This is a genomic window from Pseudomonas sediminis, from assembly GCF_039555755.1.
Lineage (GTDB): Bacteria > Pseudomonadota > Gammaproteobacteria > Pseudomonadales > Pseudomonadaceae > Aquipseudomonas > Aquipseudomonas mendocina_D.
Genome location: NZ_CP154631.1, coordinates 1,417,276 through 1,436,039, shown reverse-complemented (window position 1 = coordinate 1,436,039; position 18,764 = coordinate 1,417,276). Strand labels below are relative to the sequence as shown.

The window sequence follows — 18,764 nt, the reverse complement described above, 5'->3', positions numbered from 1 at the left end:
TTGGCTCGGTTGTCTGCCTTGTCCATTGCTGCTTCCAGGTGGCTAGGTTGCGCCTCTGACATTAGCACCACCGGGCCGCTGAATGACGTCAGGATCGGCATCGCCACCTGTAATGCAGGTAAAGCCAGTTCGGAGTGCTTTTGAGAAGTGGTCCCTGTAGTGGTCCCTGAAATGCCCAAAAACGAAAAAGGCCCACCGCGAGGTGAGCCTAAGTCGTTGTTTTATATGGTGCCGGCACCAGGAGTCGAACCCGGGACCTACTGATTACAAGTCAGTTGCTCTACCAGCTGAGCTATACCGGCTAGGTGGGGGCGCCATTATATCCATTCATCGGCCTGAGTAAAGCCACCTTCGAGCTAGGTTTTTCCGGACTCGGCTATCAGCAGCTTTTGGCTTATGCACAAAGAGAAGGCGCGCGCGACGGTCGCGCACCGGCTCTGTGCATTCGATCACTATTTTTCGCAAGTTATTGTTTTTGCTAGGGCTTCGAAGGCTGTTCGAAAAATGATCAGATGTCTACGAGGCAATTGCCAAGTGGCTTTGCAGCATTTGCCCAGAAAGGATCAACAGAGTTATCCACAGCTTCTGTGTGCAACTTAGGCGCGCTCGGCCAGCAGCAGCAGGTTGCGCGGGCTCAACTGGTAATCGCAGAAGGTACCCAGCTTCACCCTGTAGCCTTGCTCCTGCAGATACAGGGCACGGTCGAGCAGCAACCAGAGTTCCAGCGACCGGCGGAACAGGTTGCGCGGCAACTCCAGATTGCGCACTTCAGCCAGGCGTTGCCAGCCGCGCGCCTCCAGTGCGCGCCAGTCCTGCTCGCCAGGCGACGGTACTTCACGCAGCTCGGCGAGGTCATGGCAGAAGTTGGCGAAAGGTTTGCTGAACCAGTCGCTGGGTAGCGATGGCGTTGGCAGGTATTCATCGATGCCGCGTAGCTGGCGTTGCAGCAGATCGAAGGCCAGGCGCCAGGCCATCGACTGATTGCGTTGTCTGCGCACGCGGGCACCTGCCGTGACGGTTTCGCTCAGCGGCAGGCCGAGGTCGTCGCGTGATAGCAGCAGGTCCGAGCCCTGCGCGGCCGTCGACAGCGGCTGGTACTGCATGGCGGCGATGCGGTTGTAGCAGCAGGGCGCGACCGCCAGCTGTGAGCATCCGTTGCGGCTGGCCAGCTGCAGCAGACGTACATGCAGGTCGCCGCAGGCGTGCAAGGCCACCGGGGTGTGTTCTTTCGTCAGCCGCTGGCTGCAATCATCGGCCAGCACATCCTGCTGTAGGTGTGCGGCGTCCAGTCCCAGGCGTTTGCTCAGTGCGTTACCAGACTCGATCAGCGCCAGATCGTACTCCAGGCAGGTCAGGTGTTGATCATCCTGAGTCAGCCAACGACCGAGGTAGCCCTTGCCGGAACACCAGTCGAGCCAGTGCGTGGGGCGCTGGCGAAACTGTAGGTGGCTGGCAAAGGCCTGTATCTGCGCCAGCTTTCTACCGGGCACATCGACGCTGAGGGCGTGTGCACGCGGCGGACTGTCCAGGCTCGGAATCTCGCCCAGCAGGCTAAGCGCTTGCGCTTGGTGGGCCAGGTCGGTAAAGGGCGCTGGTGCAGGGAGGGCGAAGGGGCTGTTGTCGCTGGCTTCAGCCTGTTCCAGAGAGCGGCTGCGCAGCCAGATAGCCAGTTCCGCCAGCTCCGCTTCCCAGGGCAGTTGCAGGTAATGAAACGGCCGTGGGCGCCACAGAGCCTGGTGCTGCAGGAGAAAGCTGTCCAGGGCCTGGAAACGGGCGAGCAGATCGCCTGAGGTAAGAATGGGCTCGGACATGGCGCTCATGCGTCTGGTTGAGCCGGGCCGCCAAGTGGCCGCCCGGTTGGCTTAGCGACCCTGGCAGGCGTCGACGCGCAGCCAGCGCTCCAGCAGGCGGAAGGCGCGCACCAGAACGAAGGCGATGGCCAGGTAGAACAGGCCGGCAGCGAAGAAAATCTCCACCGGCAGATAGGTGCGCGCGATGATGGTGCGTGCCATGCCGGTCAGTTCCAGCAGCGTCACGGTGCTGGCCAGGGCGCTTGCCTTGAGCATCAGGATCACTTCGTTGCTGTAGGCCGGCAAGCCGATGCGCGCAGCGCGCGGCAGGACGATATAGAACATGGTCTTGGCCCGCGACATGCCCAGTGCGCGCGCCGCTTCCACTTCACCGGGCGGCACGGCCTGGATGGCGCCGCGCAGGATCTCGGCGATATAGGCGGCGGTGTGCAGGGTCATGGTGATGATCGCGCACCAGTAAGGCGAGCGCAGGTAGGGCCAGAGCGGGCCTTGGCGCACGGCGTCGAATTGCGCCAGGCCGTAGTAGACCAGGAACAGCTGCACCAGCAGCGGCGTGCCGCGGAAAAAGAAGATGTAGCCATAGGGCAGGGCGCGCACATACCAGTGTTTGGACGCGCGGGCGATACCCAAGGGCAGTGCGAGGATCAGGCCGGCGATGACGGCGATGGCCACCAGCTCCAGGGTCAGCAGCGCGCCTTCGGACAGGCGCGGCAGCCACTTGATGATGACTTCCCAGTTCATGAGGCGCTCCGGACGAAGCCGCGGCTAGCGCGCTTCTCGAGGAAATGCAGGCCGATCATGGCGAGAACGGTCAGGCCCAGGTAGATGAAGGCCGCAACCATATAGAAAGTGAAGGGCTCCTTGCTGGAGGTCACCGCGATTTGCGAGCGGCGCATGATCTCCTCCAGGCCGATCACTGATACCAGCGCTGTATCCTTCATCAGAATCATGAACAGATTGCCCAGGCCGGGCAGGGCGATACGCCACATCTGCGGCAGGATCAACTTCCAGAGAATGCGCGCCTTGGACATGCCGAGTGCCTGACCGGCTTCGCGGTGGCCCTTGGGTATGGCCAGGATGGCGCCACGGAACACCTCGGTGGCGTAGGCGCCGAAACACAGGCCGAGGGCGATGGTGCCCGCAGCGAAGGCGGAGAGCTCAAGGCTCTCGACGCCGAGCAGGTCAGCCAGGCTGCGCATCAGGCCAACCGTGCCGAAATAGATCAGCAGCACCCAGAGCAGTTCGGGTACGCCGCGCACGATGGTGGAATAGCTGCCGCCGAGCCACTGCAGTGGCTTGTACGGCGAAGTCTTGGCCAGTGCGCCGAGCAAGCCAAGCACCAGACCTACAGCCAGCGCGCAAAGCGCCAGTTGGATGGTCATCAGGGTGCCGGCGGCCAGGGCGGGGCCGAATCCGTGGAGTTCGAAAATCATCGGAGGGCTCGGGCAATTGCGCCGCCCAATGGGCGGCGCAGTGCCTTCAGGTCATCAATAGATGCTGAACGGGAAGTACTTGTCGTTGATCTGCTTGTAGGTGCCGTCTTCGATGATGGCCTGCAGAGCGGTGTTCAGCTTCTCGCGCAGCGGGTCGCCCTTGCGCACGGCGATGCCGATCTTGTCGTTGTCGAATACTGGGTCGCCCTTGAATTCGAACTCTTTGCCGGCATCACTCTTGAGCCATTCCCAGTTGACGAAGGTGTCGGCCAGCACGCCATCGAGACGGCCCGAGGACAGGTCGAGGTAGGCGTTTTCCTGGGTGTCATACAGCTTGATGTCGACCACCTTGTCCAGGTTGTCTTCCAGCCAGGTGCCGGCGATGGTAGCGCGCTGCGCACCGATCACCTTGCCCTTGAGGCTGCTGGCATCGGTCTTGAAGTCGGCCGACTTCGGTGCGATGAACTGCAGCTTGTTGGTGTAGTACGGCTCGGTGAAATCGACCGCGGCCTTACGCTCTTCGGTGATCGACATCGAAGCGATCAGGAAGTCGAACTTCTTGGCGTTCAGCGCCGGGATGATGCCATCCCAGTCGGAGGTGACCACTTCACATTCGGCCTGCATCTTGGCGCACAGCGCCTGGCCGATTTCCACGTCGAAGCCGGTGACCTTGCCGCTGGCGTCGATCAGGTTGAAGGGCGGGTAGGCGCCTTCGGTGCCGAGTTTCAGTTTGTCAGCTGCGACAGCGCTGGTGCCGAAAGCCAGGGTAGCGGCTGCGGCCAGCAGGATCTTCTTATAGTTCTGCATGCATGTTGCTCCGTGTTAGCGATTGCTGGACATGAATTGTTTACAGCGTGCCGAGTTCGGGTTGTCGAACACCTGAGCGGGTGGCCCCTGTTCCTCGACCAGGCCCTGGTGGAGAAACACCACCTCGCTGGAAACCTGGCGAGCGAAACTCATTTCATGGGTAACCAGCAGCATGGTGCGACCCTCATCGGCAAGCGCGCGAATCACATTAAGCACTTCTTGTACCATCTCCGGGTCAAGTGCCGAGGTCGGCTCGTCGAACAGGATTACCTTCGGCTGCATGGCGAGGGTACGGGCAATGGCTGCGCGCTGCTGCTGACCGCCCGAAAGCTGGTTGGGGTAGACGTGACGTTTGTCGGCGATGCCAACCTTGGCCAGCAGCGCCTCGGCCACTTCGATGGCCTCGGCCTTGCTCTGGCCGAGCACGCGGCGCGGCGCCTCGATGATGTTGTCGAGCACGCTCATATGCGGCCACAGATTGAAATTCTGGAAGACGAAACCGATTTCGCTGCGCAGGCGATTGATCTGCCTGTTGTCGGCAGCAACCAGATCGCCGTTCTTCGCGGCCTTGAGCTTGAGCTCTTCACCGGCGACGAAAATCTGACCCTGATGCGGGTTTTCCAGCAGATTTATGCAGCGCAGGAAGGTGGACTTGCCGGAGCCGGAGGAGCCGAGAATGGAGATGACGTCGCCGTCTTTGGCCGTCAGGGAAATACCCTTGAGCACTTCGAGATCGCCGTAGCGTTTGTGCAGGTTGCGGATTTCCAGCGCGGGCGTCGCCTCGGCCATGGGGTGGTGTCCTCTTCTTCTTCGAATGCACTCCGGCGTACGGCGGGCCGTCCTGGCTGGCGGCCAAGCTAGCATAGCGTTTCCGTGACCGCCAAGCCGTTTGCTGGCCTATGGCTTGCTCTGCGGTCAGGGTGTCGCCTGGTTACAGCAGGTTGTCGCGCAGATGCAAAACGGGTCGATCAGCTTGCGTCGTTCAAATACAGCTCGACCCGTTATCGAGATGCTGCTCATGTTTTGAGCAATGCGTTGGAGAGGTCACTCGTATTTACAGGGTAAGTCACCTGTATATGCCGCTGAGCTCACCCGTATTTGAGGCGAGATAGCGATTATTCGGCTGCTGGCTACGGGGCGGCCAGCCCCTGGCACTACGCTGGATTTAAGGCTGGGCGGCCGATAGGTCAGCGGGTAGTCTTGCGGTTTTATTTTTCCGCGTATTTGGAGTTGTTGCGTGAACACGGAGAATCATTCCCAGACTGCCGCCTTTCTCTGGTCGATTGCCGACCTGCTACGCGGTGACTTCAAGCAGTCGCAGTACGGCCGCATCATCCTGCCGTTCACCCTGCTGCGGCGCATGGAGTGCGTGCTGGAGCCGACCAAGGAGGCAGTGGTTCGTGAGTCTTATGCGCAGGAAGGTCGCCCCGATCATGTGCGCGAGATGCTTCTCCTGCGCGCCGCCGGCCAGCCCTTCTTCAACGCCTCGAAACTGACCCTCGACACGCTTTCGGACAAACAGACGGCCGACGACCTGCTGAGCTACGTGCAGTCCTTCAGCAAGGACGCCCGCGAGATATTCGAGCACTTCCATTTCGAGGACTTCGTCCAGCAGCTGGCCAGCGGCAACCTGCTGTACCAGGTAACCCAGCGTTTCGCCGCCGCCGACCTCAGCCCCCAGCGCATCAGCAACTTCGGCATGGGCATCATCTTCGAAGAGTTGATCCGCAAGTTCGCCGAAAGCTCCAACGAAACCGCCGGGGAGCACTTCACCCCGCGCGATATCGTGCACCTGACCACCTCGCTGGTGATCGCCGATCAGGATCACAAGCTGGCGCCCAACCGCATCGTCACCATCTACGACCCGACGGCGGGCACCGGCGGCTTTCTCTCCGAGGGCGACGAGTACATTCAGTCGATCAGCGACCAGGTCACCGTGTCGCTGCATGGTCAGGAGCTCAACCCCGAGTCTTACGCCATCTGCAAGGCGGACATGCTGATCAAGGGGCAGAAGGTCGAGAACATCAAGCTCGGTAACACCCTGTCCAACGACCAACTGGCCGGCCCCGAGCACCGCTTCGACTTCATGCTCAGCAACCCGCCATTCGGTGTGGAGTGGAAGAAGGTACAGAAGCAGATCACCGACGAGCACAGCGAGAAGGGCTTCAACGGCCGCTTCGGTCCGGGCCTGCCGCGTGTGTCTGATGGCTCGCTGCTGTTTCTGCTGCACCTGGTCAGCAAGATGCGTGATCCGCGTGAGGGTGGCTCGCGTATCGGCATCATCCTCAACGGCTCGCCGCTGTTTACCGGTGGCGCCGGTTCGGGCGAGTCGGAAATTCGCCGCTACCTGCTGCAGAACGATCTGGTCGAAGCGATCATCGCCCTGCCCACCGATATGTTCTACAACACCGGTATCGCCACCTATGTGTGGGTGCTGAGCAACCACAAGGCCTCCGTGCGCCAAGGCAAGGTGCAACTGATCGACGGTAGCCAGCACTTCGCCAAGATGCGCAAGTCCCTCGGCAGCAAGCGCCAGTACATCACCGAGGATCAGATCGACGAACTGGTGCGTCTGTATGGCCGCTTCGAGCAAACCGCGCAGAGCAAGATCTTCCCCGTCGAAGCCTTCGGCTACCGGCGCATCACCGTCGAGCGTCCGCTGCGCCTGAACTTCCAGGCCAGTCCCGAGCGCATCGAAAAGGTGCTGGCAGAAAAAGCCATCGAGAAGATGGACGCCCCGGCACGCCAGCGGTTGATCGAAGCCCTGCAGGCCATGGACGCCAGCGTGCTGCACCGCAATCGCGAGCAGTTCAGCAAACTGCTGAAAAAGGCACTCAACGCCCACGACGTATTCCCCAGCACACCGGAGCTGAAAGCCATCCTCAGCGCCCTGAGCGAGCGCGACCCGGAAGCCGATATCTGCATGGTCAAAGGCCAGCCGGAAGCCGATGCCGGCCTGCGCGATAACGAGAACGTGCCGCTGGGCGAGTCGGTGTACGACTACTTCGAGCGCGAAGTGAAACCCCATGTGCCGGATGCCTGGATCGACGAGAGCAAGCGGGATGATCAGGATGGCGAAGTCGGCATCGTTGGCTTCGAAATTCCCTTTAACCGTCACTTCTATGTGTTCCAGCCGCCGCGTCCGCTGGAGGAAATCGACCGCGACCTGAAAGCCTGTACCGACCGCATCAAGCGGATGATCGAGGGGCTGTCGGCATGAGCTTTTCGACGTATCCGGCTTACAAGGATTCCGGGGTTCAGTGGATAGGTAATGTCCCAGAGCACTGGGATGTTGTTCGCCTGAGAAATATCTTCTTAATTCAAAAGAGAATTGCCGGGAAGCTTGGTTTTGACGTTCTTTCCATTACCAATAAAGGGGTAAAGGTTAAAGATATAGAAAGCGGTGACGGCCAGCTTTCTAGTGACTACAGCAAGTATCAGCTAGTCATGAAGGGTGAGTTCGCAATGAATCACATGGACTTGGTTACAGGCTATGTAGATATCTCAGCATTTGATGGCGTGACAAGCCCTGATTACCGTGTTTTTAGTGCCGCACATCCCGAGTTGGATAGCCCTAGATTCATGTTGCGATTGCTTCAGAACGCTTACCACCAAAAGCTGTTCTTTCCATTCGGACAGGGATCTGCACACCTTGGACGCTGGCGGTTACCAGCAGAGGAATTCAAAGACTTTTTCTTTCCCAGGCCATCACGATCAGAACAAACCAAAATCGCCCTCTTCCTTGACCACGAAACTGCCCGCATCGACGCGCTGATCGAAGAGCAGCAGCGCCTGATCGAACTGCTCAAGGAAAAGCGCCAGGCTGTGATCTCCCACGCCGTCACCAAAGGCCTCGACCCGACGGTGCCGATGAAAGACTCCGGCGTGGAGTGGCTGGGCGAGGTGCCGGCGCACTGGAATGTTGGCACTCTTCGTTGGTACGCGACCATCCAGGGAGGTGTGGCAAAGGGTAAGGATTATGAGGGGCGCGAAACCGTGGTTATGCCCTACCTGCGCGTGGCAAATGTGCAGAATGGCTACGTGGATTTAGCTGAGGTAAAAGAAATAGCCGTACTTGAATCTGAGGTCGAGCGTTACAGGCTTCGAGCTGGTGACGTGCTTATGAACGAAGGCGGCGACAACGATAAGTTAGGGCGCGGCACGGTTTGGCAGGCTCAAATAGATCCATGTCTCCACCAAAATCATGTGTTCGCAATCCGGCCTAATGGTTTGCTGAGAGCAGAATGGTTGGCAGCCTTTACGCAGGCAGAGCAGGCGCGGACTTATTTTTATTTGAACTCTAAGCAGAGCACCAATCTTGCGTCCATATCCGCAAGTAATGTCATGAGTCTGGCGTTACCGATTCCTTCCGAGAAGGAGCAACTGGAAATCCTGACTTATCTCGAAGCAGACCGCATTAGGCATGAGGAGCTAACTGCTGTGGCTGTATTGACTGTCGAGCTACTCCAAGAGCGCCGCTCCGCCCTAATCTCCGCCGCCGTCACCGGCAAGATTGATGTGCGCGGCTGGCAGCCCCCGGTCAGCACTCAAGCCCCAGAATTTGAAGTAGCAGAGGCCGTATAAATGGCGGACAGCAAGGAAGCCCAGTTCCAGCAGGACATCATCACCGCCATGGTCGCCCAGGGTTGGCTCACCGGCCCGGCCAGCGGCTATGAACGGCGCACGGCGCTGTATACCGAGGACTTTCTCGGCTACTTCAAGGACGCTTGGCCGGAGCGCTGGGACAAGTTCGCCAAAGCCAACCCGAACAATCCGGAAACGGTGCTGGTGCAGAAGCTGGTGCGCGAGCTGGAGCAGGACGGCACCCTGGATGTGCTGCGTCATGGCTTCAAGCTGCCGGGGGTAAAGATTGAGGTGTGCAGCTTCAAGCCCGACCACGGCATGAACCCGGACACCCTCAAGCGCTACCAGTGCAACCGCCTGCGCGTGGTGCCGGAGGTGTCCTATTCGCCTCACTATCGCGAGGGTGAATACAACCCCCGTCTGGATCTGGTGCTGTTCGTCAACGGCATCCCCGTCGCCACGCTGGAGCTGAAAAGCGAGTTCAAGCAGAGCGTGGAAAACGCCAAACGCCAGTACCGCTACGACCGCCCGGTGAAAGACCCGCTGACGCGCAAGCCCGAGCCGCTCTTGAGCTTCAAGCGCGGTGCGCTGGTGCACTTTGCTGTGAGCCAGGATGAGGTGGCGATGACCACCCAGCTGGCCGGCAAGGACACCTTCTTCCTGCCGTTCAACCTGGGCAGCCTCGACGGCGGTGCCGGCAACCCGCCTGCGCCGGATGACAGCCAGTACGCCACCGGCTACCTGTGGCAGCGCCTGTTTCATCCCGATGCCTGGCTCAAGGTGCTGGGGCGCTTCCTGCACCTGCAGAAGAGCGTGAAGGAAGATGCCGACGGCCAGCGCATCACCAAGGAGACCCTGATCTTCCCGCGCTACCACCAGTGGGAAGTGGTCAACAGGCTGATCGAGACCACCCGCAATGAGGGGCCAGGCAAGCGTTACCTGATCCAGCACAGCGCCGGCTCGGGCAAGTCCAACTCCATTGCCTGGACGGCGCATCAACTGGCTTCGCTTTACGATGCGGAGGGCCAGCGCCTGTTCAACTCGGTGATCGTGATTACCGACCGCACCGTGCTGGACAAGCAACTGCAGGACACCATCTACCAGTTCGAGCATGCCCAGGGCGTGGTCAAATGCATCACCCGCGATGTCGGCAGCCTGAGCAAGTCCGAACAACTGGCCGAGGCGTTGGTCGAGCAGACGCGCATCATCATCGTCACCATCCAGACCTTCCCGGCGCTGTTCGACGCACTGGACAAATATCCCAAGCTGGCCAGCGGCCGCTATGCGGTGATCGCCGACGAGGCGCATTCCTCACAGACCGGCTCGTCGGCCAGCAAGCTCAAGCAGATTCTCGGCAGCGATGCCTCCGGCTCTGATAAAGCAGAACCTGAGGAGATCAGCGCCGAAGAACTGTTAGACGCCGCTGTGGCTGCGCGTGCGCCCAGCGAGCGCATCAGCTACTACGCCTTTACCGCTACGCCCAAGCCCAAGACTCTGGAGCTGTTCGGGCGCGTACCCGACCCGACATTGCCGCCCAGTGCCGACAACAAGCCCGAGGCCTTTCACCTGTACTCCATGCGCCAGGCTATCGAGGAAGGTTTCATCCTCGATGTGCTGCGCAACTACACCACCTACAGCACCGCCTGGAAGATCGCCCACCCGGATGGCGACGACGAGGAAGTGGACTCGAAAAAGGCGCGCATGAAACTGGCGCGCTGGGTGCGCCTGCACCCGTACAACATCAGCCAGAAAGTGGAGGTGATCGTCGAGCACTTCCGCGCCAATATCCGCCACCTGCTGGGCGGCCAGGCCAAGGCCATGGTGGTCACCGGCAGCCGGCAGGAGGCGGTTCGCTACCAACTGGCGGTGCAGGCCTACGTGAAGCAGATGGGCTACGGCGACGTGCATCCGCTGGTGGCCTTCTCCGGCAGCGTGCTGCCGGATGGGGTGATCCCCGACGAGGTGACGGAAAGCAGCAGCCTGCTCAATCCCGGCCTGAACGGGCGTGATCTGGCGGAAGCCTTCGAGACCCAGGACTTCAACGTGATGATCGCCGCCAACAAGTACCAGACCGGCTTCGATCAGCCCAAGCTGTGCGCCATGTACGTGGACAAGAAGCTCCAAGGCGTGGACTGCGTACAAACCTTGTCGCGCCTGAATCGTACCTTTGGCGACAGCAAGCCGACCTTCATCCTCGACTTCTTCAACGACGCCAAGGACATTCTCGAGGCCTTCCTGCCGTACTACACCAAGGCCGAGCTGACCGATGTGACCGACCCGCAGCTCATCTATGACCTGCAGAAGAAGCTGGATGCCGAGGGCGTCTACCACTGGGAAGAAGTGGCGGCGTTCGCCATCGCCTTTTTCGACCCCAAGGCCGCCGCCAGCAAGCTCAGTTATTACTGCGCGCCGGCCAAGGAGCGTTTTGCCAAGCGCTACAAGTTGGCCCAGGAGTCACGCCAGCATGCGCTGGACTTCAAACGTACCGCCGAGCGCAGCGGCGACAGCGTGGGCTTGAAGAAGGCTGAGGCGGCAATCAAGGAAGCCGGCGAGCAGATCGATCAGCTCGATCTGTTCCGGAAGAACCTGCAGAGCTTCGTGCGCCTGTACGAGTTCCTCTCGCAGATCATTCCCTATGAGGATCGCGAGCTGGAGCAACTGTGCGTGTATGCCAAGCATCTGTATCCGCTGCTGCGTATTGATCGCCTGGATCAGGATGACGTAGACCTTGGTGAGCTGCAGTTGAGCCATTACCGCCTTCGCAAACGCGCCGAACATCAGTTGCGGCTGAGCGAGGAGCAAGGCCATTACGGGCTCGACCCAGCGAGTGCGCTAGGCAGTGGCAAGGCCCATGACCCGGAGAAAAGGCGGCTATCGGAAATCATCGATGCGCTGAACGATATATTCGGTGCGGAGGTGAGCGATGAAGACCAGCTGCAGTTCCTCACTGGCATCGCCAGGCGCATCAGCCGCCAGGAAGATGTGATGGCTCAGGTCAACAACCACTCGGTCGAGCAGGTGATGCATGGCCTGTTCCCCAAGCGTGTGTTGGACTCCGTGTTGGATGCCATGACCGACAACGAAAAGATGTCGCTGGAAGTGCTGGATAACGAGACCAAGAACCGGGCGTTTGCGTTGGTGATTTTGAAGATGCTGACGCAACAGACTGGCTTGGAAGAAAGCCACCTGCGCGGTGTGTGAGCGCCGACGGGGGAAAGGGAGTAGAGATGGCGATTCCGGATTTTCAGAGCGTGATGCGCCCCGTGCTGGCCACTGTGCAGGATGGTGCGCCGCTGCCGCTCAACGAGTTGCGTGAGCGCGTGGCCGAGCATTTTCAGCTGACCGAGGAAGAGCGCAAGGAGCGCCTTCCCTCAGGCCATCAGACGGTGATCAACAACCGTGTGGGCTGGGCGCGTACCTACCTGAACAAGGCCGGCCTGTTGTGTATTCCGGCCAAGGGCATGGTGCAGATTACCGCGCGTGGCCGGGATACCCTTCTCAGCGGTCCGCAGCGCATCACTGTGAGCTGGTTGAAGCAATTCCCTGAGTTCGCCGACTTCCATACCGCCAAGCCGCAGGCTACTGATGCACCGGCCATTTTGGCGCTCGATGCCGCAGAGACGACGCCGGATGAGCAATTGGCCGAGGCTCATCAGGCTCTTGTGCAGTCGCTGGCCGATGAGCTTTTGGCGCAGGTGCGGGCGGCGACGCCAGGCTTCTTCGAGCAGCTGGTGGTCGATCTGATGTTGGCCATGGGTTACGGCGGCTCGCGCAAGGAAGCCGGCAAGGCGACCCAGGCCACCAACGATGATGGTATCGACGGCATCATCAAGGAAGACAAGCTCGGCCTTGACGTGATCTATCTGCAGGCCAAGCGCTGGAGCAACACCGTACACCGGCCCGAAATCGACAAGTTCATCGGTGCTCTGACGCGCCAGCGAGCTCGCAAGGGTGTTTTCATAACTACTTCGGACTTCTCCACGGGCGCACGCGAAGCAGCCTTGGGGCTGGATATCAAAGTGGTGCTGATCGACGGCGTTGAGCTGGCGCGCTTGATGGTGGAGAACAACCTGGGGGTGAGCGTCAAGCAGGTGTACGAGGTGAAGCAGCTCGACAGCGACTATTTCGCCGAAGAGTGATGGTGGCGGGGCCGCTGGCTTAGGCGGCTTCCCGTGAAAACGCAGGCAATAAAAAACCGGCTCAAAGGCCGGTTTTTTATTGCCTTCAGAAGGTGCTTAAACCATCTGAAGTCTGTATATGGTGCCCAGGGACGGAATCGAACCGCCGACACGGGGATTTTCAATCCCCTGCTCTACCAACTGAGCTACCTGGGCCAACGGGGCGCTATTAGACGGATTTGAAGGATCAGTGTCAAGCGCGGGTTTGAAAAATATTTAATTATTTCGGGCGCTTAGGCTCGTGACGGGTAGAGTGCGCCGTGCGCACCGCTATCGAGAGCCTGGCGGCTGGTGTGCGGGGATACCAGTCCTTGTCGCGGCTGAAGCCCCTCCCACAGGTGCCGTCACTCGCTCGGCGGTACGTAGCCTTCGGCCTGGGCGTATTCCTCGCCGGAGAGGAACTTGTCCATTTCGGCTTGCAGGAACTTGCGATCCTCGGCGTTCATCATGTTCAGGCGACGCTCGTTGATCAGCATGGTCTGGTGTTTCTGCCACTCGTCCCAGGCCTGCTTGGACACGTTGGTGAAGATGTCTTCGCCTTTGGGGCCGGGGTAGGGCGCGCGATCCAGGCCGGGCAGTTCCTGTTTGTATTTGCGGCACTGTACGGTGCGGGTCATGTCGGTTCTCCAGCGGTAATGACTTGCGCCGCGCGTTTCAGCAGCTTCTTCACCGGGGCTGCGAGGCCCAGGCGCGGCGGGGTGGCGAGGTTATACCAGAGCCAGTCGGCCTCGGCCACGCGACCTGGCTGTTCGGTTGCCTCGATCAGCCAGGGTTCGATGGCCAGCTGGAAGTGGCTGAAGGTGTGAGTCAGGCCTTCCAGCTCGCGGCGCTCGCCGAGTTGGAGCTGTTGTTGTCTGCCGAGCTCGTCGAGCTGGGCGAGGTCGTCCAGCTCCGGCAGGCTCCACAGTCCGCCCCACAGCCCGGTGGAGGGGCGGCGGTAGAGCAGGATGTCGCCGGCGTCATTGACCAGCAGCGGCATCAGGGTGCGTTTCTGCGGCAGTGCCTTGCGCGGCTTGGACACCGGGTAGCGGATTTCCAGGCCGAGCAGGTGCGCCTGGCAGCCGCTGCGCACCGGGCACAGCAGGCAGGTGGGTTTGCTGCGGGTGCAGAGGGTGGCGCCGAGGTCCATCATCGCCTGGGTGTAGTGGTTGACCCGCTCGTGCGGGGTGAAGCGCTCGGCCACGTCCCACAGCTGTTTGGCCACTTTCGGCTCGCCGGGATAGCCCTCCTGCGCCACGTAGCGTGCCAATACGCGCTTGACGTTGCCGTCGAGGATCGGTGCGCGTACGCCCATGCTCAGGCTGGCGATGGCGCCGGCGGTGGAGCGGCCGATGCCCGGCAGTTCGCTAAGGGCATCGACGCTGCGGGGGAACTCGCCGCCATGCTCGCGCATGACGATCTGCGCGGTCTTCTGCAGGTTGCGCGCGCGGGTGTAGTAACCCAGGCCGGTCCACAGGTGCAGCACTTCATCCTCGGGAGCTTCGGCCAGGTCCTTCACGGTCGGCAGGGCGGTCATGAAGCGGTCGAAGTAGCCGAGCACGGTGCTGACCTGGGTCTGCTGCAGCATGATTTCCGAAACCCAGACGCGGTACGGCGTGATGTTCTGCTGCCAGGGCAGATCTTTGCGCCCGTGCTGGTCGTACCAGGCCAGCACGGCGCCGTTGAACTGCTCGGGGCTCATCGGTTGAACAGGCCCTTGAGTGCGTCTTTCAGATCCGGGCTGACCTTGTCGCCGAGCTTCTCTTCCAGCTTCTCGGTCAGCTTGTTGCCGGCCAGGCGCGCGGCGATCTTGCCGAGGCCGTCCTGATCCAGGCGGCAAGCCTTGGCGCCGAGTTCCAGTGGGCCGCGGCAGCGCAGCGGCCATTCGATGCCGACGTAGCGCTCGTTGACCTGGCAGGCCGGGTCCGGCATCTCGCGCTGGTCGCCTTCCAGGGTGATGCCGACCTTGTAGTCGAGGCCGAGCACGCGCAGGTCGAGGTCGCCATTGCCGCTGACCGCCAGGCCCGGCACCTGGGCCTTGAGGTCCGGGTTGTGGGCGACGCCGTCGCGCACGCTGAGGCTGCCCTTGAGTTCGCGGAAGGGGGTGTCCTTGCCGGTTGGCGGGTTGCTCAGCGCCTTGCGGTTGAGGGTGGCGATGCCGCGGCACAGTTGTTGTTCGAGGTTGGCGTCGACCAGCACGCCGTCGTTGAGGACGAAACTGGCATTGCCATTGAGCGCTTCGATCCAGGCCTTCTGGCTGTTGCCGCGGGTGTTGAACTTGGCGTCGAGGTCGAGCTGGCCCTTGATCGGCGAGGGCTGGTCATCCTTCTTCAGCAGCGGTTCCAGCGGCATGCGGCTGAGGCGCTGTTCCAGGCTGAGCATCGGCTCGGCCTGACGCACATCGATGCGACCGCTGCTGACGAAGCTGCCGCCTTGCAGTTTGCCGCGCGCCTCTTCCACCGTGATCAGGCCGCCACGGCCATTGGCCTTGAGATTGACGTCGCTGAACTGATGCTTGTCGTAGGTGAGCTGGGCGAGGCTGAGCGCCAGTTGCAGGTCGAGTTTGCGCAACTGATCCACCGGCAGCACTTTGTCGTCGCTCCAGGCCTGCTGGGTGGGTTTGTTGGGCAGTGGGGTGGAGCCGTCCTTGCCGGCGCCGGCGATGCTGTCCTTGACCTCCGCCTTGCGCGCTGCAGCGGCGCTGTCCTGGGTTTTGGGCGGCAGATAGCGGTTCAGGTCGAGCTTGTCACCCTTGAGATCGGCGCGCAGCGCCTGCTTGGCGAAGTCGCTCACGCCGAGCTTGCCGGTGAAGGTGCTGCCGTCGAGCTTGAGGTTGAGCTCTTCGAACATCATGCCCTTGCTCGAGCCATTCAGGCGGCTGACCAGTTCGAACTGGTTGAGGCTATCGCTGGCCTGCATGGCCGGTAGTTCGACGCCCACGCCTTCGAGGAACTCGCGCAGGTTGAGCGAGGCGATGGACAGGCCGCCGGAAATCTTGGCGTCCTTGCCCAGCTCGCGTGCCTTGATCTCGCCGAGGGCGCGCAGCTGGTTGGCGGAGAGCTTCAGACCATTCCATTCGGCGACGTTGGCGGCCAGGTCGACCAGCAGTTGGCCCTGGGCGGAGAAGTTGAGGGTCTTGCCCTTGAGCGGCTCGCCCGAGGCTTCGCCAGCCAGTTTTAGGTCTTCGAACTGGTAGCGCTTGAGCACGCGGTCGAAGCGCAGCTGGCCTTCAACCTCGCTGCGTGCGCGCAGTACCGGCTGGTTGGTGCCGAAGAAGGCACTGAGTTTGACCGGGATGCTGGCGCCTTCGCGGATAGCGCCGGTTTTCAGTTCGATATTCTCGACGGTGAATTGCTGGCCTTTCTGCGCGTCGCTGTAGTCGATGCGCGAGTTGCTCAGAGTCAGACTGTCGATATCCAGCTTGACCGGCTGACTGGCCGGTTTGTCACTCGGCTGGCTCGGCGGTGTTTCTTCGCTCGGCGCTGGCTCGCTGGGTGTTTGCTGCGGCACGCTGGCCTGGGTGGGGCGTCCGACGCCTTCCCAGTTACCACGGCCTTTGTCGTCGCGCTGCAGGTTGAGATTGAGACCGTCGACGCGGATGTCGCTCATCTGCACTTCCTTGCGCAGCAACGGCATCACGCGGACGGAAAGGCCGATCATGCGCAGGTCGGCGAACGGCTTGTCCGGCGTGTCGGCGCTGGCCAGGGTGGCGTCGGTCAGCTCCAGGCCCAGCCAGGGGAACAGGCTCCAGCCGATGTCGCCCCTGAGCTGCAGCTCGAGGTTGGCCTTGTCGCGGGCGATCTGGCGGATCTCGTCCTTGTAGTCGTTGGGGTCGAACAGATGAGTCAGGGCGAACAGCAGCGCCACTACGATCAGCAGCAAGCCGAGAAAGAAAAGGCCCAGGATCTTGCCTAACGCTTTCATGAACGGGTCCTTGGTTTCGAGAGCTGGAATGGCGGTGTGCAGAAGACTGCCGATTATAGCGTCATGCCGCCATGTCCAGGCGCCTGCTTGAGGCGGTGAACAGGGATCGGCTCGAGCTTGGATCGGAATAGGTTCGAGCGGTTCCCCGCAGCTGCGCCGTGCAGCGGATTGGCGGCCGGATCGACGCCGTCTATCACGCAATAGATGAGGTCTTTTAGGTTTTTGCGTAAAAAGCAAAAAATCTGCATAAATTGATAAAAATTGACTTCTTGCGCGGCGATTTGTCGCGCCCTGGTGCTACTCTCCGCAAGCTTTTACCTCGGCGAGTCTATGCGATTGCCCTTGCTTGCTCGTAACCATAAAAAGAGACCTATCTATGACTGACGCCTTTGTATTGGACGGCGATGCGGCGAAGCCTGCATTTCTGTCCAAGGAGCGCATCATCGCGCGCCCCGGTTTCAACCGTTGGTTGGTTCCGCCAGCCGCTCTCGCCATTCACTTGTGTATCGGCATGGCCTACGGCTTCTCGGTGTTCTGGTTGCCGCTGTCGAAGGCGGTCGGTATCACCGCTGCCACGGCCTGTGCCCCGGAAATGGGCTTCTTCGAGCAGATTTTCGCCAGCAACTGCGACTGGCAGATCTCCATGCTCGGCTGGATCTACACCCTGTTCTTCGTTTTCCTCGGCTGCTCGGCTGCCATCTGGGGTGGCTGGCTGGAGCATGCTGGCCCGCGCAAGGCGGGCGTGGTCTCCGCGCTGTGCTGGTGCGGCGGTCTGCTGATTTCCGCGCTGGGTATCTATACCCACCAGATCTGGCTGCTATGGCTGGGCTCGGGGGTAATCGGCGGTATCGGTCTCGGCCTGGGCTACATCTCGCCGGTTTCGACCCTGATCAAGTGGTTCCCGGACAAGCGCGGCATGGCCACCGGCATGGCGATCATGGGCTTCGGCGGTGGTGCGATGGTCGGTGCGCCGCTGGCGGCGATTCTGATGAATCACTTCGCGTCGGCTGAAGGTGTTGGCGTCTGGCAGAGCTTCGTGGTCATGGCGGTGATCTACTTCATCTTCATGATGGGCGGTGCGCTGTCCTACCGCGTACCGCCGACCGGCTGGAAACCGGCGGGCTGGACCGCGCCGGCTACCAAGGCCAACAACGCGATGATCACCAAGGGTCACGTGCACGTGAACACCGCGTGGAAGACCCCGCAGTTCTGGCTGGTCTGGGCCGTGCTGTGCCTGAACGTGTCGGCCGGTATCGGCATCATCGGCATGGCTTCGCCGCTGCTGCAGGAAGTCTTCGCCGGCAAGCTGATCGGTGTCGACCTGTCGTTCAACGAGCTCAGCTCTGCGCAACTGGTCGAGATCGCCGCCATCGCCGCCGGGTTCACCGGTCTGCTCAGTCTGTTCAACATTGGTGGCCGCTTCTTCTGGGCTTCCTGCTCGGACTTCATCGGGCGCAAGGGCACCTACTTCGTGTTCTTCGGCCTGGGTTTCGCGCTCTACGCGTCGGTGCCGATGCTCGGTCAGCTGGGTAGCTTGGCGCTGTTCGTGTTGGCGTTCTGCATCATCCTGTCGATGTACGGCGGTGGTTTTGCCACCGTGCCGGCCTACCTGGCCGACCTGTTCGGCACGCAGATGGTTGGTGCGATCCACGGTCGCCTGCTGACTGCCTGGGCGGTGGCTGGTGTGCTCGGCCCGGTGCTGGTCAACTACCTGCGCGAGTACCAGTTGAGCATCGGTGTGGAGAAGGCTGCGGCCTACGACATCACTTTGTACATCCTTGCCGGTCTACTGGTGCTGGGCTTCATCTGCAACGCCCTGGTGCGTCCGGTGGCGCCTAAGTACTTCATGACCGAGGCCGAGCTGGCCGCCGAGCGCGCCCATGGCGAGAAATCGGCACCGGCAGCGAGCGAACTGGAGTGGTCGGCTGACCCGTCGAGCAAGCCGGTGGTGGCGTTCGCCTGGTTGGTGGTGGGTGTTCCGCTGGCCTGGGGTGTGTGGATCACCCTGCAGAAGACGCTCGTGCTGTTCCAGTAACGCTGCGCTTCTG

At 61.2% G+C, this 18,764-nt stretch carries 13 protein-coding genes and 2 tRNA genes; 5 read left to right on the top strand and 10 right to left on the bottom strand.

All coding sequences use genetic code 11. The features are described from left to right. Window positions 1-226: 226 nt before the first annotated feature. The 6 genes from AAEQ75_RS06905 to AAEQ75_RS06880 form a co-directional block, all read right to left on the bottom strand. Window positions 227-302: transfer RNA gene (locus tag AAEQ75_RS06905), tRNA-Thr, on the bottom strand. Between the two features lie 294 nt (window positions 303-596). After that, the gene (locus tag AAEQ75_RS06900) at window positions 597-1,811 is read right to left on the bottom strand and encodes a methyltransferase (RefSeq protein ID WP_343351313.1); all 1,215 of its coding nucleotides are present in this window, start codon (window positions 1,809-1,811) and stop codon (window positions 597-599) included. Between the two features lie 51 nt (window positions 1,812-1,862). Further along, window positions 1,863-2,552 (bottom strand): ABC transporter permease, encoded by a 690-nt coding sequence (locus AAEQ75_RS06895; protein WP_307325013.1) that lies wholly within the window; start codon window positions 2,550-2,552, stop codon window positions 1,863-1,865. Then, the gene (locus tag AAEQ75_RS06890) at window positions 2,549-3,244 is read right to left on the bottom strand and encodes an ABC transporter permease (RefSeq protein WP_343351312.1); all 696 of its coding nucleotides are present in this window, start codon (window positions 3,242-3,244) and stop codon (window positions 2,549-2,551) included. Before AAEQ75_RS06890 ends, AAEQ75_RS06895 begins: the two co-directional genes overlap by 4 nt. A 54-nt stretch (window positions 3,245-3,298) precedes the next feature. After that, a complete protein-coding gene (locus tag AAEQ75_RS06885) occupies window positions 3,299-4,051 on the bottom strand; it encodes an ABC transporter substrate-binding protein (protein ID WP_343351311.1) in 753 nt (250 codons plus the stop codon). Window positions 4,052-4,066: 15 nt separating this feature from the next. Continuing rightward, window positions 4,067-4,840 (bottom strand): ABC transporter ATP-binding protein, encoded by a 774-nt coding sequence (locus AAEQ75_RS06880; RefSeq protein WP_072424824.1) that lies wholly within the window; start codon window positions 4,838-4,840, stop codon window positions 4,067-4,069. A 448-nt stretch (window positions 4,841-5,288) separates the two neighbouring features. On the opposite strand from AAEQ75_RS06880, the gene AAEQ75_RS06875 reads away from it, so the two are divergent. The 4 genes from AAEQ75_RS06875 to AAEQ75_RS06860 are packed head-to-tail and all read left to right on the top strand — an operon-like array spanning window position 5,289 to window position 12,774. Next, on the top strand, window positions 5,289-7,271 hold the full coding sequence (locus AAEQ75_RS06875; RefSeq protein ID WP_343351310.1) for a type I restriction-modification system subunit M: 1,983 nt from the start codon (window positions 5,289-5,291) through the stop codon (window positions 7,269-7,271). Continuing rightward, entirely contained in the window at window positions 7,268-8,635 is a 1,368-nt protein-coding gene (locus AAEQ75_RS06870; RefSeq protein WP_343351309.1) for a restriction endonuclease subunit S, read from the top strand. The genes AAEQ75_RS06875 and AAEQ75_RS06870 overlap by 4 nt, the downstream gene beginning before the upstream one ends. Continuing rightward, window positions 8,636-11,836, top strand: a complete 3,201-nt coding sequence (locus AAEQ75_RS06865) for a type I restriction endonuclease subunit R (RefSeq protein ID WP_343351308.1) — start codon at window positions 8,636-8,638, stop codon at window positions 11,834-11,836. Between the two features lie 26 nt (window positions 11,837-11,862). Beyond that, entirely contained in the window at window positions 11,863-12,774 is a 912-nt protein-coding gene (locus AAEQ75_RS06860; protein ID WP_343351307.1) for a restriction endonuclease, read from the top strand. Between the two features lie 119 nt (window positions 12,775-12,893). On the opposite strand, the gene AAEQ75_RS06855 is transcribed toward AAEQ75_RS06860, so the two are convergent. The 4 genes from AAEQ75_RS06855 to AAEQ75_RS06840 form a co-directional block, all read right to left on the bottom strand. Further along, window positions 12,894-12,969 (bottom strand) — tRNA-Phe (locus AAEQ75_RS06855). A gap of 188 nt (window positions 12,970-13,157) precedes the next feature. After that, the gene (locus tag AAEQ75_RS06850) at window positions 13,158-13,430 is read right to left on the bottom strand and encodes an oxidative damage protection protein (RefSeq protein WP_021490485.1); all 273 of its coding nucleotides are present in this window, start codon (window positions 13,428-13,430) and stop codon (window positions 13,158-13,160) included. Further along, entirely contained in the window at window positions 13,427-14,494 is a 1,068-nt protein-coding gene (mutY, locus tag AAEQ75_RS06845; protein WP_343351306.1) for an A/G-specific adenine glycosylase, read from the bottom strand. The genes AAEQ75_RS06850 and mutY overlap by 4 nt, the downstream gene beginning before the upstream one ends. Then, the gene (locus AAEQ75_RS06840) at window positions 14,491-16,716 is read right to left on the bottom strand and encodes an AsmA family protein (RefSeq protein WP_343351305.1); all 2,226 of its coding nucleotides are present in this window, start codon (window positions 16,714-16,716) and stop codon (window positions 14,491-14,493) included. The genes mutY and AAEQ75_RS06840 overlap by 4 nt, the downstream gene beginning before the upstream one ends. 376 nt (window positions 16,717-17,092) lie before the next feature. Between AAEQ75_RS06840 and AAEQ75_RS06835 the strand changes: the two genes are divergently transcribed. Beyond that, on the top strand, window positions 17,093-18,751 hold the full coding sequence (locus AAEQ75_RS06835) for an OFA family MFS transporter (RefSeq protein ID WP_343351304.1): 1,659 nt from the start codon (window positions 17,093-17,095) through the stop codon (window positions 18,749-18,751). Window positions 18,752-18,764 lie beyond the last annotated feature (13 nt).